This is a genomic window from Flavobacterium sp. TMP13, from assembly GCF_050847115.1.
GTDB lineage: Bacteria > Bacteroidota > Bacteroidia > Flavobacteriales > Flavobacteriaceae > Flavobacterium.
The window spans coordinates 2,576,838-2,591,559 of the sequence record NZ_CP193656.1; the positions used below are offsets into that span (position 1 = coordinate 2,576,838).

At 34.6% G+C, this 14,722-nt stretch carries 13 protein-coding genes; 2 read left to right on the forward strand and 11 right to left on the reverse strand.

The annotated features are described in order from the left end of the window. Positions 1–74: 74 nt before the first annotated feature. The 5 genes from ACRASX_RS11300 to truA form a co-directional block, all read right to left on the reverse strand. Positions 75–1,112 carry a tyrosine-type recombinase/integrase gene (locus tag ACRASX_RS11300; protein ID WP_432221300.1) on the reverse strand — a complete coding sequence of 346 codons (1,038 nt, stop codon included), beginning with the start codon at positions 1,110–1,112 and terminating at the stop codon, positions 75–77. A gap of 289 nt (positions 1,113–1,401) precedes the next feature. After that, positions 1,402–2,790, reverse strand: coding sequence for a dihydrolipoyl dehydrogenase (gene lpdA / locus ACRASX_RS11305; protein ID WP_432221301.1), 1,389 nt, complete (start codon positions 2,788–2,790; stop codon positions 1,402–1,404). A gap of 239 nt (positions 2,791–3,029) precedes the next feature. Next, positions 3,030–3,617, reverse strand: coding sequence for an NUMOD4 domain-containing protein (locus ACRASX_RS11310; RefSeq protein WP_432221302.1), 588 nt, complete (start codon positions 3,615–3,617; stop codon positions 3,030–3,032). A gap of 189 nt (positions 3,618–3,806) precedes the next feature. Further along, positions 3,807–5,561, reverse strand: coding sequence for an ABC transporter ATP-binding protein (locus ACRASX_RS11315; RefSeq protein ID WP_432221303.1), 1,755 nt, complete (start codon positions 5,559–5,561; stop codon positions 3,807–3,809). Between the two features lie 164 nt (positions 5,562–5,725). Continuing rightward, positions 5,726–6,466 carry a tRNA pseudouridine(38-40) synthase TruA gene (gene truA, locus ACRASX_RS11320; RefSeq protein WP_432223085.1) on the reverse strand — a complete coding sequence of 247 codons (741 nt, stop codon included), beginning with the start codon at positions 6,464–6,466 and terminating at the stop codon, positions 5,726–5,728. 190 nt (positions 6,467–6,656) lie between these two features. Here truA and ACRASX_RS11325 point away from each other — a divergent pair, with 190 nt between their 5' ends. Then, positions 6,657–7,154, forward strand: coding sequence for a metallophosphoesterase family protein (locus ACRASX_RS11325; protein ID WP_066308252.1), 498 nt, complete (start codon positions 6,657–6,659; stop codon positions 7,152–7,154). Here the strand turns inward: ACRASX_RS11325 and ACRASX_RS11330 are convergent, their stop codons facing one another. The 3 genes from ACRASX_RS11330 to ACRASX_RS11340 form a co-directional block, all read right to left on the reverse strand. Next, positions 7,155–8,849, reverse strand: a complete 1,695-nt coding sequence (locus ACRASX_RS11330) for an ATP-binding protein (protein ID WP_432221304.1) — start codon at positions 8,847–8,849, stop codon at positions 7,155–7,157. It lies immediately after the preceding gene. 76 nt (positions 8,850–8,925) lie between these two features. After that, a complete protein-coding gene (locus tag ACRASX_RS11335) occupies positions 8,926–9,588 on the reverse strand; it encodes a response regulator (RefSeq protein WP_066308247.1) in 663 nt (220 codons plus the stop codon). 166 nt (positions 9,589–9,754) lie between these two features. Next, the gene (locus tag ACRASX_RS11340; RefSeq protein ID WP_066308245.1) at positions 9,755–10,168 is read right to left on the reverse strand and encodes a DUF4293 domain-containing protein; all 414 of its coding nucleotides are present in this window, start codon (positions 10,166–10,168) and stop codon (positions 9,755–9,757) included. A gap of 183 nt (positions 10,169–10,351) precedes the next feature. On the opposite strand from ACRASX_RS11340, the gene rho reads away from it, so the two are divergent. Further along, positions 10,352–12,097 (forward strand): transcription termination factor Rho, encoded by a 1,746-nt coding sequence (rho, locus tag ACRASX_RS11345; protein ID WP_432221305.1) that lies wholly within the window; start codon positions 10,352–10,354, stop codon positions 12,095–12,097. Between the two features lie 186 nt (positions 12,098–12,283). Here the strand turns inward: rho and ACRASX_RS11350 are convergent, their stop codons facing one another. From ACRASX_RS11350 to ACRASX_RS11360, 3 genes are all read right to left on the reverse strand, one after another. Then, a complete protein-coding gene (locus ACRASX_RS11350) occupies positions 12,284–13,306 on the reverse strand; it encodes a M28 family peptidase (protein ID WP_432221306.1) in 1,023 nt (340 codons plus the stop codon). A gap of 62 nt (positions 13,307–13,368) precedes the next feature. Then, complete coding sequence (locus tag ACRASX_RS11355; protein WP_432221307.1) at positions 13,369–14,142, reverse strand: dienelactone hydrolase family protein; 774 nt, start codon at positions 14,140–14,142, stop codon at positions 13,369–13,371. 58 nt (positions 14,143–14,200) lie between these two features. Next, positions 14,201–14,656 carry an Lrp/AsnC family transcriptional regulator gene (locus ACRASX_RS11360; protein WP_066308237.1) on the reverse strand — a complete coding sequence of 152 codons (456 nt, stop codon included), beginning with the start codon at positions 14,654–14,656 and terminating at the stop codon, positions 14,201–14,203. Positions 14,657–14,722: the final 66 nt, after the last annotated feature.

The window sequence follows — 14,722 nt, forward strand, 5'->3', positions numbered from 1 at the left end:
GAACAACGTCTAGGTGAGTTGTATTAGCGAACTTGAATTGCGTATAATATTTCGTGAAAATAGTAAAAATTGCTTTATAAATCGTCAAATGGACTCTTTATTTGCTGAATGTTTTTGGTGCTCACGTGGGTGTATATCTCGGTGGTTTTGCTGCTGCTGTGTCCTAATAATTCTTGAATATAACGCAAGTCTGTGCCCGACTCTAGTAGGTGAGTAGCGTAACTGTGCCTTAACCAATGCAAGGTAACTGGTTTGGAAATTTGTACTTTAATTAAGGCTAATTTTAAAACTTGCTGTAAACTGCGAGCTTTGTAGGGTTGTCCTTTTTCGTACCCTTCAAAAAGATAAATAGATGGCTTATGGACTATAAAGTATTCTCTTAGTAGCGTTAGTATTTTGGGACTTAACGGTACGATTCGGTCTTTTTTACCTTTTGCATTTTTTAATAAGATGATGTTCCGTTTGGAGTCAATGTGGTGTGGACGCATGGCCAGAAGTTCCCCACAACGCAAACCACAGCTGTATATTAGACATAGCATCGTTTTGTGCTTTAGATTGGAATGTGCGTCTAGAATTTGTTTAACTTCTTCTTTACTGAGTACGTTCGGTAAGCTTTTTTCTCTTTTCGGTCTGTGAATGGCATCAATTTCAACTTGACGAGACTGAATAGTAGAGAAGAAAAGTTTGATTGCATTTACGATTTGGTTTTGATAGGAAACTGAAAATTTGTTTTTTATAATGTGTTCATTGTTAAAGACAATGATATCTTCATTTGTGATTTCAGCTATTGGCTTTTCGGTATAAAAAAGCAGAAATGATTTTAACGCTTCTATGTAGGTCTTTACGGTACTTTCACTATAACGCTTGGAGGATAGCCAATACCTAAACTTCTCAATTTGTTCTACATTGTACAGTGAATGTGTTGGTTTCGGAATTATATTAAAACGTCTGATGTTGTGCTCAGAAGCAGGAACGTGCCATACTTTTTTACTAGCACTCCATCGTGCGTCATCTAGTTTTTTTAGACGACTGATTAAATCGATGTCTTTGTCGAAAAAAACGGCGATTCGTTGCTCATTTTTGTGAATTATTAACTTAGCGTTCCAATTCATATTACAGAATATTTAAAATTAAAGATAAGAAAAATCTTTGTTTTTAAGTAGTTGATCTTGTTCTAAATTGGAACTATTTTTTATAAATCGAAATGTTGTACTTGTAATCGTGCTAATTAGAACAAGTTGGGTCGCGTGAAGGATGGGAGCGATATCCTTTTGTGCCATGGTTTGGCATAAAAGATATAGTGGACAGCCTGACCCGCTTTTTTTGCGGGGCACGCCCAAATAAAAAGTCCGACCTGCAAAAATGCAAATCGGACTTTTATACATAAATATGTTTTACTTTTTACAAGTGAATTACTTCGCCGTAAGCATCAGCAACGGCTTCCATCACTGCTTCACTCATTGTTGGGTGCGGATGAATTGATTTAAGGATTTCGTGTCCTGTAGTTTCTAGTTTACGAGCTACAACCGCTTCTGCGATCATGTCGGTTACGCCGGTACCAATCATGTGGCAACCCAACCATTCACCATATTTGGCATCAAAAATCACTTTTACAAATCCGTCTGGAGTTCCAGAAGCTTGCGCTTTTCCAGAAGCTGAAAATGGAAATTTTCCAATTTTTAGGTCGTATCCTTTTTCTCTTGCTTGTTTTTCAGTTAGACCAACCGAAGCAATTTCGGGAGTTGCGTACGTACAACCGGGAACGTTTCCGTAATCGATTGGATCAACGTGCAATCCTTTAATTTTTTCAACACAGTTAATTCCTTCAGCCGAAGCAACGTGTGCTAAAGCTTGACCAGGAGTAACATCTCCAATAGCGTAATAGCCTGGAATATTTGTTGCGTTAAATTCGTTTACTAAAATTTTATCTCTGTCGGTTGCAATTCCAACTTCTTCTAGACCAATATTTTCGATGTTGGTTTTGATTCCAACTGCCGAAAGTACAATCTCTGCTTCTAAAATAACTTCTCCTTTTTCTGTTTTTACAGTTGCTTTTACGCCTTCGCCAGAAGTATCTAGTTTTTCAACAGAAGAATTGGTCATTATTTTTATTCCTGCTTTTTTCAATGATTTCTCGAATTGTTTCGAGATATCTTCGTCTTCTACTGGAACTACATTTGGCATAAATTCTACAATAGTTACATCGGTTCCCATAGAGTTGTAAAAGTGTGCAAACTCAACTCCAATAGCTCCAGAACCAACGATAATCATTGACTTTGGTTGTGTTGGTAAGGTCATCGCTTGGCGGTATCCAATTACTTTTACACCATCTTGTGGTAAGTTTGGTAACTCACGAGAGCGTGCTCCTGTTGCAATAATAATGTGGTCTGCGCTATATTCAGTTACTTTATTGTCTTTATCGGTGACGTCTAGTTTTTTTCCTGGTTTTAGTTTCCCAAATCCTAAGATAACATCAATTTTATTTTTTTTCATTAAAAAAGTAACGCCTTTGCTCATTCCTTCAGCAACGTTACGGCTTCGTTTTACTACTGCTCCAAAATCTTTATCGAAATCAGAAACTGTTAATCCGTAATCAGACGCATGTTTTAAATAATCAAAAACTTGAGCCGATTTTAGCAATGCTTTTGTCGGTATACAACCCCAGTTAAGGCAAACTCCACCTAAGTTTTCTTTTTCAACTACGGCCACCTTAAAGCCTAATTGTGATGCTCTAATGGCAGTTACATATCCACCAGGTCCACTTCCTAAAACAATAACGTCGTATTTCATTTTTGTACTTTTTTTAATTTAGCGCTCCACAACAACATAAAAATTGAGTTGTTATTTTTTACTGGATATTTACCAGTTTATTTGCGATTGCGAATTTAAGGATTTATTTTAAAAGAGGATTGAAAATTGTATGGAATCACTATTGTAAAAGCATATTTCACAGAGATTCCTGAAAAAGTGCATTTTTGTAAGGATGGATATGAAAGTATTAAGCACTAAAACTACTTGCTGAATTTTTATTAAACTGTAATATGTCCCCAGTTTTCGCCACTAACAATGCGTCTAATTTGCATTTCGCTGACACCAAATTGCTTAGCAATCATTTTTAGTCGGGTTTTATTGTCGGGTCTTGCTAGCAATTTTTTAATGTACATAACCTTGGTAACGGTTAGTTTGCGACCGTCGGCCAACTTGTTATTGGCTTGAAGTTCAGCCAAAGCACGTTTGTTGTTCGGACTATTGTAGCTGTGTTCTAGCATTTCTTCGTGAGTTGCCCACCGTAAATTACGAATATCATCGTTGTCTCTAACGTAATCTAAATGCAATAATTTGGTCTGATGCACAGCTGTTTTAGGAATAAATACTTCGGCAATTAATTTACAGATAAAATGACTGAAATTCGTTATTTTTCCTTCGTCATCTACGCGTTTGTAACGAAAAAATCGGTAACCGTCAATATAGGTTCCCTTAAGAAGTCGACCTTCCAGCATTTTATCATTGAAACTCAACATGCGTCCTTTGTTTGAAACGGCGTAACGATGTCTAAAGGTGCCTTCTAATTTAATTTCTCGGAATTCCTCATTAGGATAAACTCTAATTTGTGGCATTTGAATAGGGTTTAGAATTTGATATAAATAAAAAATGAAATTAATCGTACATTATAAAAATACAGACAAAACTTATTTCCAAAATAATTCTAGTATGGTAAAATTACACGAATTGTGTCTACATATACTTTTAAAGATACTACATTTTATCTAAGGATATAACTTACTAATAATTAGATTATTGTGTTCTTAATTGGCTACTACAAACTGAGAATCGTATAAGTTTTTATAATAACCACCGGTCTTGTTAATTAATTCATGATGGTTTCCTTGTTCGACAATTTTACCTTTGTCCATCACAACAATCTTATCTGCATTTATTATAGTTGCTAATCGGTGTGCGATAACGATCGAAGTACGTCCTTGAGTCACTGTCTCGGTGGCACGTTGAATTAATTCTTCAGAATAGGTGTCAATGGATGATGTGGCCTCGTCGAGAATTAAAATGCTCGGATTACTTACGTACGAACGTAAAAAAGCAATCAATTGACGTTGTCCCGATGATAACATTACGCCGCGTTCCTTTACGTCGAAATTATAATTGTCAGGCAGCGTCATTATAAAATCATGCACGCCAATTTCTTTGGCCGCTGCAATTACTTGCTCTTTGGTAATCTCTGGATTGTTTAGTGTAATATTATTATAAATGGTATCAGCAAATAGAAACACATCTTGCAATACTACTGCAATTTGCTTGCGCAGTGAAGCTAGCGTATAATTTTCGATATTTTGATTGTCAATACAAATCGTTCCCGAATTAATTTCATAAAAACGATTCAATAAATTAATAATAGTCGATTTTCCTGCTCCTGTAGAGCCAACAATTGCAACAGTTTGTCCCGCAGCAACCGACAAATTAATTCCTTTGATCACTTCTTCTTCCGGAATATAGCCAAATCGAACATCATTAAATTCTATAGCACCTCTAAACACTGGGGCTTCAATATTACCTGTGTCCTGAATTTGGTCTTGAGTATCAATGATATCAAAAACTCGGTTGGCTGCAATCATTCCCAACTGCATTTCGTTAAACTTATCTGCAATTTGACGCAATGGGTTGAACAACATAGAAATAAACATGGTATATGAAAATAAATCTCCAAAAGTAGTAAAAGTATCGCCATTCAAAATTTGAGTTCCGCCATACAACACCACGCACCCCAATGTTAGCGACGAAATAATATCGGCAATAGGAAAGAAAATCGAGTTGTACAAAATGGTCTTGATCCAGGCTGTCTTGTGTTTATCGTTTATTTCTCTAAATTTATCGAGTTCAATTTTCTCACGATTAAAGAGTTGCACAATTTTCATTCCGGTTACTCGTTCTTGTACAAACGAGTTCATGTTCGAAATTTGTGTACGTACTTCCTCAAAAGCGACCTGCATTTTTCGCTGAAAAACTCGGGTAATAACCACTAAAATAGGCATTGCAATAATGACAATCCATGTTAATTTCCAGTTCATGTAGAACATAAAAATAAGTACGACAAACATTTTCATTAAGTCGCTGATAATCATAAATAAACCTTGACTAAAAATACGCGCAATAGCTTCAATATCAGAAACCGAACGCGTTACTAATTGCCCCACCGGAACCAAGTCAAAATACTTCATTCTGAAACTCAAAATGTGCTTGAACAGTTTGGTTCGAATGTCTTTTACAATATCTTGTCCCAACCAATTGGCCCAATACACAAAGTAAAACTGCGAAAAAACTTCGGCCAATAAAACCGCTCCCATAAGAGAAACGTACATTAAAAGTCCTTGTTTGTCTTCAGTTTGAATATAACTATCAACCGTTTGCTTTAATAAATAGGGGCGTAGTGCCGCAAAAATAGATAGCGAAATTGCAAATACAATGACGCCATTAAAACGGAGTTTATAAGGTTTGGTGTAAGTTAAAATTCGTTTGAATAATCGGGTATCAAAGGCTTTTGCTTTCATTTTTTTTCTTCTCAATCATTTGCAGGAGCTTAATCCTGTTTTTCGCTACAAGTTTTTCTCAAAAATACGCTTTTGTTTTGTTTTTTTCAAAGCTTCCGCTGGTCGCATTGCAAAAAACACAAAAGCAGTATTTTTGTCACAAAAGCTTTCCACTGCAACCAGGGCTATGGGCTTAAATAGTCATAATAAACATTGGTTAAGTACAAGCCATGTGCTGGGACAGAAAATCCTGCTTTTTCGCGACTTTTACTCGCAATTATCGCTTCAAAATCGAGTACCGTTATTTTATGTAATCCAATATTAATCAAGGTTCCAACTATAGCGCGAACCATATTTCTTAAAAAACGATTGGCCGAAATAGTAAAAATGAGCTGATCATTTTCTTTTTTCCAATAGGCTTCAAAAATCGTACAATCAAAAGTATTTACATCGGTATTCACTTTCGAAAAACACTGAAAATTAGTGTGTTGTAATAAAAGTTGTGACGCTTCATTCATTAATGGCACATCTAATTTCTGATTAAAATACCAACTTAATTCCTCTACAAACGGATTTTTAAAAGTGTTTATACGGTATTCATACGTTCTCCTGCTCGCGTCAAAACGACAATGAGCTTCATCATGAACCAAAATAATGTCAAAAATAGCAATGTCTTTGGGCAAGTACGAGTTGAGTTTGTGTATCAATACAACAGAATCTATTGTACTTTGAAAATCAAAATGAGCAAACATTTGCTTGGCATGTACGCCAGTATCTGTTCGACCTGCTCCCATAAGTGCTACAGCTGAATTTAAGATTACACTAAGTGCTCTTTGCAACGTTTCCTGAACAGAACTCGCATTTGGCTGGTACTGCCAACCATGATATTGCGTGCCGTTGTATGCAAAGTGAATAAAGTATCTCAAGTTAAAGGTTCCCATTTTGTGAGGGGCAAAGGTACAAAGTTTTTTATTAGAAGACGTAAATTTTGAGAAGTGACGACCGTTAAAAAAACGGATCATTAATAAGTATTCAATTTCTTATTTTTAGAATTACCAAGATAAAAACCTTCGAACCTTTGTATCTTTGATCCTCTAAATCTTTGAGCTTAAAAAATTGACAAAAATTCTCTTACTTTCCGACACCCACAGTTATATTGATGACACGATTTTAAAATACGTTAAGCAAGCCGATGAAGTTTGGCACGCTGGAGATATTGGTAATCTGGAAGTTACGGACGCAATTAAAAAATTGAAACCACTACGTGCTGTTTATGGAAACATTGATGATGCCAAAGCACGATTAGAATTTCCATTAGACAATCGGTTTTTTTGCGAAAAAGTTTCCGTTTGGATTACTCACATTGGTGGTTATCCCGGAAAATACAATCCGAAAATTAAAGAAGAACTAGCTCAAAACCCGCCACAACTTTTTATTTGTGGACATTCGCATATATTAAAAGTGCAATTTGATAAAAAATTAAACTTATTGCACATGAACCCAGGAGCGGCCGGAAAAAGCGGATTTCATACCGTACGTACTATGTTGCGTTTTGTAATTGAGGAAGATAAAATTAAAGATTTAGAAATTATTGAGATCGAGCAACGCACTTAATTAGTACAAAATAGGCACTCTAATTTTTACGGAAGTTCCGTTTTCACTACTTGACTTTATATTTAAATCCCCATTCAAATTTTTAATTCTAGCTTTAATTTGATTAAGTCCGAATCCTTCGAGTGTCAACATTTTTGTGGTGTCGAAACCGCGACCATTATCTTGAATTAAAATCATAATCTCATGGTTTACAAAAGTCATTTCAATCTGAGCTTTAGTCGCGTCACTGTGTTTGGCAATGTTATTAAATAGTTCGCAAATTATAAAGTACAATCGCATTTCAAACTTTTCATTGTAACGTGTTTTTGTCGAAATTGTACTCAGGTATTCAAAATGGATGTTTGTGTTTGAGTTTTTTTCGCATAAATCCTCTATAGCATAAAAAAGCCCAAAACGAACCAGTAAGGTTGGCAATAATTTGTGCGATAAATCACGAACACGATCGTGAGCATCTTCTAAAATACTTTTGGTCTTTATAAGCTCTTCCGGTACTACCGCGTTAGTAGAACTCAACACCTTGAGGTGCATTCCTGCAGAAGATAACATTGCACTAATATTGTCATGTAAAAATTCAGCAATTTTTTTTCGCTCTGATTCTTGTCCATCAATACTTGCATTAATAATATTGTCTTGAATTTTTCGTTGAATATCTTTCAGTTTACTTTTTTGTTTCAATTTGGTATTCTGAAAGAAAAAATAAAATAAAATTATCGAAATAATAAACAAAGAAATCATAATACCTATGACTTTTTTATTTCGAGATTTTTCATACAGCAACAGTTCCTCTTTGTTTCTATACAAAGATTCTATTTTATCTAATTCACGCTTGTATTCATCAATTTGCAGATTGATACCTGTTGTATTTACTTTGCTTAATTTATCTTCAATTTTTATTAACTCATTTAAGCTATCGTACTTTGTGAGGGTTAAATATGCTTCTTTGTATTGTTTGTTTTTGAATAAGAATCTTGAATATTCTTGAAAAGTAAAAGACAGATCAGATCGTTCTTCATTCTTGACGCCTTCGTTAATCGCTTGTTTAAAGAAAGTTGCCGCTTGCACCGTGTCATTTTTGTAATTATAGTACATTCCGTTCAGTAACTTTAGTGCTGTAATGGTGGTCGCATCTCCGTGTTTGGGATGGTGCTGGTTTATAAAATTGATATATTCTTCGCCTTTCTTAAATTCTTTAATATCAAAATAAGCCCACGCAATATTCAATTGGGTCAATACCAATTGAGAGCTATCTTTGGTTACCGTGCTATAATATAATGACTGTTTGTAATAGTAAATTCCTTTTTCGTAATCCTTTTTATCAAAGCAATAAATATTTCCTAAGTTATTAAATACCCAATTTAAAAGTTTATTATTCTTTGATTTCTCAGCATAGTATAGTGCTTTCTTATAGTAAAACAACGATTTTTGAGGCTCACTTAAAGCATCAAAATTGGCTGCGATAGTATTATAGGCATAGCCAGTGGCGGCGTCATCTTGCGTTAGAATTGCTTTCTCTAAAAGTTTTCGACAGAAAATTAATGATTTTTCGTGTTCTTCGGTGTTCAGTAGTTCTACTGCTTGCACATATTCTTCGTACAATGCGTCAGTCTTCCAATCCGATTTTCTTTGCGCAAATAGTGAAGTATTTACTGTAAAAAGTAAAAATACAGCTAGTAAAAATATTCTAACTTTTAACATTTTAAGAATATTTCTGTAAGTGAATCATAATCTAATAATTGAATATTAATGAGGAAGCAAAAGCCTTGCGTAATGATTATGATTTAATCAGGTTGTTTTTGAGTGCGTACTTAACCAAACCAATTGTGTTTTTTGTTTTTAGCTTTTTCATGATATTCTTACGGTGCGTTTCCACTGTATTGGTGCTGATAAACAGCTGCTCGCTAATCTCTTTTCCGCTGTATTCTAATGATATAAGTGTAACAATTTCTAACTCGCGTGCAGTCAGTATCGAATTTTGAACGGCATCTAATTTATTCAACTTGGGATTGCTTTTTGTAAACGTATCAAATATTTTTAAACGCACATCATTACAAAAGTATTCTTCTCCTTTGCTCACCGTTTGTATGGCTTCAATAATACTTTCTCCTGCACATTTTTTAGTCAAATAACCGCTTGCTCCTAACTTCATAACTTCTTTGATGATCTTCAGGTCATCATAACTAGATAGCACTATAACGCGACAAGGATATCCTTTTAGATTGAATTCTTTTAAAACTTCGATACCATCTTTGGTAGGCATACTAATATCTAAAACTAAAATAGAAGATTGATTTTGAGTCACTTCGTCGTAAAGATTAGATCCATCTAAGGAACTTCCGACAACTTGATAATAGGCAACAGTTTGTAGTAATCTAGTCAAACCGTCAATTAATACTTGATGATCGTCTGCGAGGTGAATTCGTATTTTTTCTGTCATAAAGCGTAAGCTTAAAATATAGATTTTGGTGTAAATCAAAATGCATTTTGCAACACTATTTTATATTCGATAGGGTAAAAATAATGATATTTGCTCAAACTAAAACATAAAAAAGCCCGAATATTACATTCGGGCCTTTTTCGCACATAAAATTAAATTTATAGGTTTATCTCAAACGATCCACTGATTTTACAAGATCTTCGTCCTTTTTGATGGCTTTATTAGCTAAAACTAATAACACGATAGCAATTATAGGCAGAAACATCCCAATACCTTTCTCTGAAACAACGGGTGTTTCTCCAGATATATTTAGTGAACGATATACAAACAATCCCAATAAAATTAAATTTAATATCATATTCAGTCGGTTCATCACAAACTGATTTTGTCTTTTTTTGAACGAAATTATACTTAATACAGATAGCACTGTACTTAAACCCAATAATACAACATATAATTGGTTTTCCATAAAATAAAATGGCTTTTGATCTTCAAACGTCCATAATGGAAAAAAGAAGAATACAATTGCTGTTACAGCAAAGGTAAGTACAAGATATATAGTCTGAATTCTCTGTAGCATATTTTAATAATTGTTGTACAAAAATATATTTTCTTTTTCTAAAATACTATTGTATGATAAAATTTTATTCGTATTATTGCACTATAATACCGTAAGCACTTCATACTGCGGTTGATTCAATAAATAAACCTACTGGCATTCTCTACAGTATTTCCTAAAATTAATTAAATTCAAAGAATATTCATGTTTGATATTTCTGCATTAAAAGAAATGAAGCTCGTCGAGCTTCAAGAAATAGCTAAATTGGCTAAAACAATTAAGTTTAACGGAGTAAAAAAAGAGACTCTTATTAGTCAAATTTTGGCGAATCAAGAAAGTTCTTCAATTGCAGCTGCAAAGCCAATTCCGTCAGATGATACGGATTCTAAAGCAAAACGCGTTAGAATCATGCCTGATAAAAAAACAAAATCTGTTGAATTAAAAGAGCAAGAGAATCCAGTTACAGAAGAAGCAGTTCCGGTTTCTAACCCAGAAGAAACGGTTGCAGTAGACAAAAAAGAAAAGAAAATTATAAAATTTAGTAAGTCTGCCTACGAAAAGAAAGTAGCCTTGCAAAAAGAAAAGGAAGCAGTTAAAGAAGTCGAAACGACAACCGAAACTGAGGAAAAGGAAGCTACTATTGAAAAAGCAGAAGCTCCAGTTCAAGCTAAAAAGCCAAATCCCAATCAGCTAAATAAGCAAAACGCAAACCAAAACCAGAATGGAAACGGAAGCGGAAACCAGAATGGAAATGGCAATCAAAGTGGAAACGGTAATAGCAATCCGAATCATAAAGGTAAAAAGAATGTCAATTTTAGAGATTCAGATTTTGAATTTGACGGAATAATTGAAAGTGAAGGTGTTCTTGAAATGATGCCCGATGGTTATGGATTTTTACGTTCGTCTGATTACAATTATTTAGCTTCACCTGATGATATTTATTTATCAACTTCGCAAATTAGATTGTTTGGTTTAAAAACAGGTGATACGGTAAAAGGTGTAGTACGTCCTCCAAAAGAAGGAGAAAAGTTTTTTCCATTAGTGCGTGTGCTTAAAATTAATGGTCATGATCCGCAAGTAGTTCGCGATCGTGTTTCATTTGAGCATTTAACACCCATTTTTCCTTCCGAGAAATTTAAATTAGCTGAAAAGCAAAGCACAATTTCAACGCGTATTATCGATTTGTTCTCACCATTAGGTAAAGGACAGCGCGGTATGATTGTTGCCCAGCCTAAAACAGGTAAAACAATGTTATTAAAAGACATTGCAAATGCCATTGCAGCCAATCACCCAGAAGTATATTTGATCGTTTTATTAATTGACGAAAGACCTGAAGAGGTTACCGATATGCAGCGTAGTGTGCGTGGAGAAGTTATTGCATCTACTTTTGACAGAGAGCCGCAAGAACACGTAAAAATTGCTAATATTGTTTTAGAAAAAGCAAAACGTTTGGTAGAATGTGGGCACGATGTCGTCATTTTATTAGACTCTATTACACGTTTGGCTAGAGCTTATAATACGGTACAACCTGCCTCTGGAAAAGTATTGAGCGGTGGAGTAGATGCCAATGCCTTGCAAAAACCAAAACGTTTCTTTGGAGCTGCTCGTAATGTTGAGAATGGTGGTTCATTAAGTATCATCGCTACTGCATTAACCGAGACTGGTTCTAAAATGGACGAAGTTATTTTTGAGGAATTTAAAGGAACTGGTAATATGGAATTGCAGTTGGATCGTAAGATTGCGAACAAACGTATTTTTCCAGCCATTGATTTAACCTCTTCAAGTACACGTAGAGACGATTTATTACTAGACGAAAAAACACTGCAACGCATGTGGATTATGCGTAAATATTTATCAGATATGAATCCGGTGGAGGCCATGAGTTTTATAAACGATAGATTTAAGAAAACAAGAAACAACGAAGAGTTTTTGATTTCTATGAATGACTAGGTTTAGAGTCGCAAAAATTAAGAACTTGAGAGCTTCAAAGGTGATACGTTGAAAGGAGAATAATTCCTCTAAATACCAGATTGAAGTTTTAAAGTTAGATACAAAAAAAGGATGAGTTTTAGCTCATCCTTTTTTTATGCTGTCATTTAATTATAAAAGGCTTTTGTCTTTGCCATTTCAAACCCTTTATTTAAGTGGTTTATCAACAACAGGTCTGTTTTCTCTATTGGCTAAATCCCAAGCTAAAACAAATGCTAATTGTGTTCTTTTTTCCAAAGCATCGTATTCAATTTTATCTGCTGTGTCTGTTTTCTGGTGGTAGTCCGCATGGACTCCGTTGAAAAAGAAAACAGCTGGAATACCTTTTTTAGCAAAATTATAATGATCAGAACGTTCGTAAAAATGATTAGGGTCGTTTGGTTCATTAAATTTGAAGTCTAAATCTAATTTTACATATTTTTCATTCTGACCAACTACTGCTTTATGCAAATCGGTTGATAAGCGATCAGCACCAATTACATATACATAATTGTTGGTATTGGCGTGCTCTACATCGCGACGACCAATCATATCAATATTAATATCGGCTATAGTGTTAGCCAACGGAAACAACGGATTTTCAGAATAGAAACGAGAACCGTGTAAGCCGTGTTCTTCACCCGTAACGTGCAAAAATAAAATCGAACGTTTCGGTCCGTGACCGTCTTTCTTCGCTTGAGCAAAGGCTTTAGCCATTTCCATTAAAGCAACAGTCCCAGAACCATCGTCGTCAGCGCCATTATATACATCGCCATCTTTCATGCCTACATGATCATAATGTGCCGAAATTACTAAAATTTCTTCTGGTTTTTCAGAACCTTCAATGTACGCCCAAATGTTTTCAGAATCTTGCAAACCTTCGTTTCGCTTCGCATTTAAGTACGCGGCAGGAATAGCTTGGTAATAATTGGCTGCTCCTTTTGGAAACGGAACATTATTTTTTTGATATTGTTCAATCATGTAACGACCCGCTTTTTTCTGCCCTTCAGATCCAGTTTCTCTGCCTTCCATTTCATCAGAAGCTACTATATAAAGGTGTTTCTTTAGATTGGCTGCTGTTATTGTTTTTTGATATTTTGTTGGATCAGAATTATCAACTTCGGTAAGTGGTTTGGTGCCATTGCAAGAATACAAGGAGCCAATTAAAAAAAGTAAAACAAATTTTCTCATAAAATTTTAGTTTATTTTTAAGTGATTGTTTGGGATTTATTCCAATAGAGTTTGGTGATCGTTTATTTTAAAACTTCTTTTAAGAAGGATTTTAAATGTTCAAAGGAGCGTTTAGCCGCTTTTTCGTTATATGCATTTCCAGTGCTATTATCATTTCCAGCCTCTGGATTGGTAAACGAATGAACTGCATTTCCGTAGTTAATAAATTGCCAATCTGCATTTCCAGCACGCATTTCTTTTTCGAAATTTAAAATATCGTCGTTGGTTACACTTTTATCATCGGCACCGTTGTACACTATTATTTTTGCTGATAGCGAAGTTTGGTTCATACGCATACTAGAATTGCGCAAGCCACCATGAAAAGAAACAGCACCTTGAACATCTAAATGTCCGCGAGCAGCTTCTAGGGCGCCAGTTCCACCAAAGCAGTAACCAATTACTACTATATTATCTTCGGTGGCTCCATTTTTTATAAGTTGCTCTAAAGCCAGCTGAATTCGTTTCTGGTATTCTACAAAATGTGATTTGTAATAGCTTGAAATTTTGCCTGCTTCTGTATTGTTCTTTGGCAGATTTCCTTCTCCATATATATCTGCAATAAAAACAGTATATCCCAATGTAGCCAATTCAGTAGCTGTATTTTTGGATGGATTATCGATTCCTTTCCATGCAGGAAGAATTAAAATTCCAGGACTTGAAGTTTTTTTAGTTGCAGGGAGTGCAAGCACGCCGTTTAATTTTTGTTCTTTATCTTGATAAGCAATCGATTTTAATTGCGCGAACATCGTATGCGATGCTATAATCATTAGTAAAAAAAGATTAGTTAATTTTTTCATGATGTTATGTTTACAACAAATATCAGTAAAAAAACCAAAGAAACTTCTTTTTAAAGAATTATTCAGTGCTAATGTTTCTTTTAAACGCGCAGCCTAGCTCAATAATAGAGTCCGTTTTTGAAATTCCGACAATGCTGTCAATTTTTTCATAAAGAATAGTACGCATGTGCTCGTGATTTTTCGCAATTAATTTGACGTAAAGAGTAAACGAACCAGTGACATAATAGCATTCGGTAATTTCTGGAATTTTCTTTAATTCTTCGATAATACGATTTGAATCAGAGTCTCTGTTTAAGCTTATCCCTGTAAAAGAAGCCCAATCATACCCGATTTTTTTTTCATTTATAATTGGTCTAATTCCTGTAATTATTCCTTGCTCCATCAAACGATTTATGCGTTGATGAACCATGGTGTTCGATATTTTTAATTGAGATGCAATAGCAGAATAGGCCATTCTACCATCTTTCTCTAACTCGGCAATAATTTTGCTATCAAATTCGTCTAAAATTTCCATTTCTAACTTTATAAATTGACTTAATTTTTTATTTATTGAATATAAATTGACTTAAAAAGTTTATAT

Excerpts from the sequence above, each read along its gene's own strand:
- ACRASX_RS11300 (WP_432221300.1), bottom strand. The coding sequence starts at position 1,112 with ATGAATTGGAACGCTAAGTTAATAATTCACAAAAATGAGCAACGAATC.
- lpdA (WP_432221301.1), bottom strand. The coding sequence starts at position 2,790 with ATGAAATACGACGTTATTGTTTTAGGAAGTGGACCTGGTGGATATGTA.
- ACRASX_RS11310 (WP_432221302.1), bottom strand. The coding sequence starts at position 3,617 with ATGCCACAAATTAGAGTTTATCCTAATGAGGAATTCCGAGAAATTAAA.
- ACRASX_RS11315 (WP_432221303.1), bottom strand. The coding sequence starts at position 5,561 with ATGAAAGCAAAAGCCTTTGATACCCGATTATTCAAACGAATTTTAACT.
- ACRASX_RS11330 (WP_432221304.1), bottom strand. The coding sequence starts at position 8,849 with ATGTTAAAAGTTAGAATATTTTTACTAGCTGTATTTTTACTTTTTACA.
- ACRASX_RS11335 (WP_066308247.1), bottom strand. The coding sequence starts at position 9,588 with ATGACAGAAAAAATACGAATTCACCTCGCAGACGATCATCAAGTATTA.
- ACRASX_RS11340 (WP_066308245.1), bottom strand. The coding sequence starts at position 10,168 with ATGCTACAGAGAATTCAGACTATATATCTTGTACTTACCTTTGCTGTA.
- rho (WP_432221305.1), top strand. The coding sequence starts at position 10,352 with ATGTTTGATATTTCTGCATTAAAAGAAATGAAGCTCGTCGAGCTTCAA.
- ACRASX_RS11350 (WP_432221306.1), bottom strand. The coding sequence starts at position 13,306 with ATGAGAAAATTTGTTTTACTTTTTTTAATTGGCTCCTTGTATTCTTGC.
- ACRASX_RS11355 (WP_432221307.1), bottom strand. The coding sequence starts at position 14,142 with ATGAAAAAATTAACTAATCTTTTTTTACTAATGATTATAGCATCGCAT.
- ACRASX_RS11360 (WP_066308237.1), bottom strand. The coding sequence starts at position 14,656 with ATGGAAATTTTAGACGAATTTGATAGCAAAATTATTGCCGAGTTAGAG.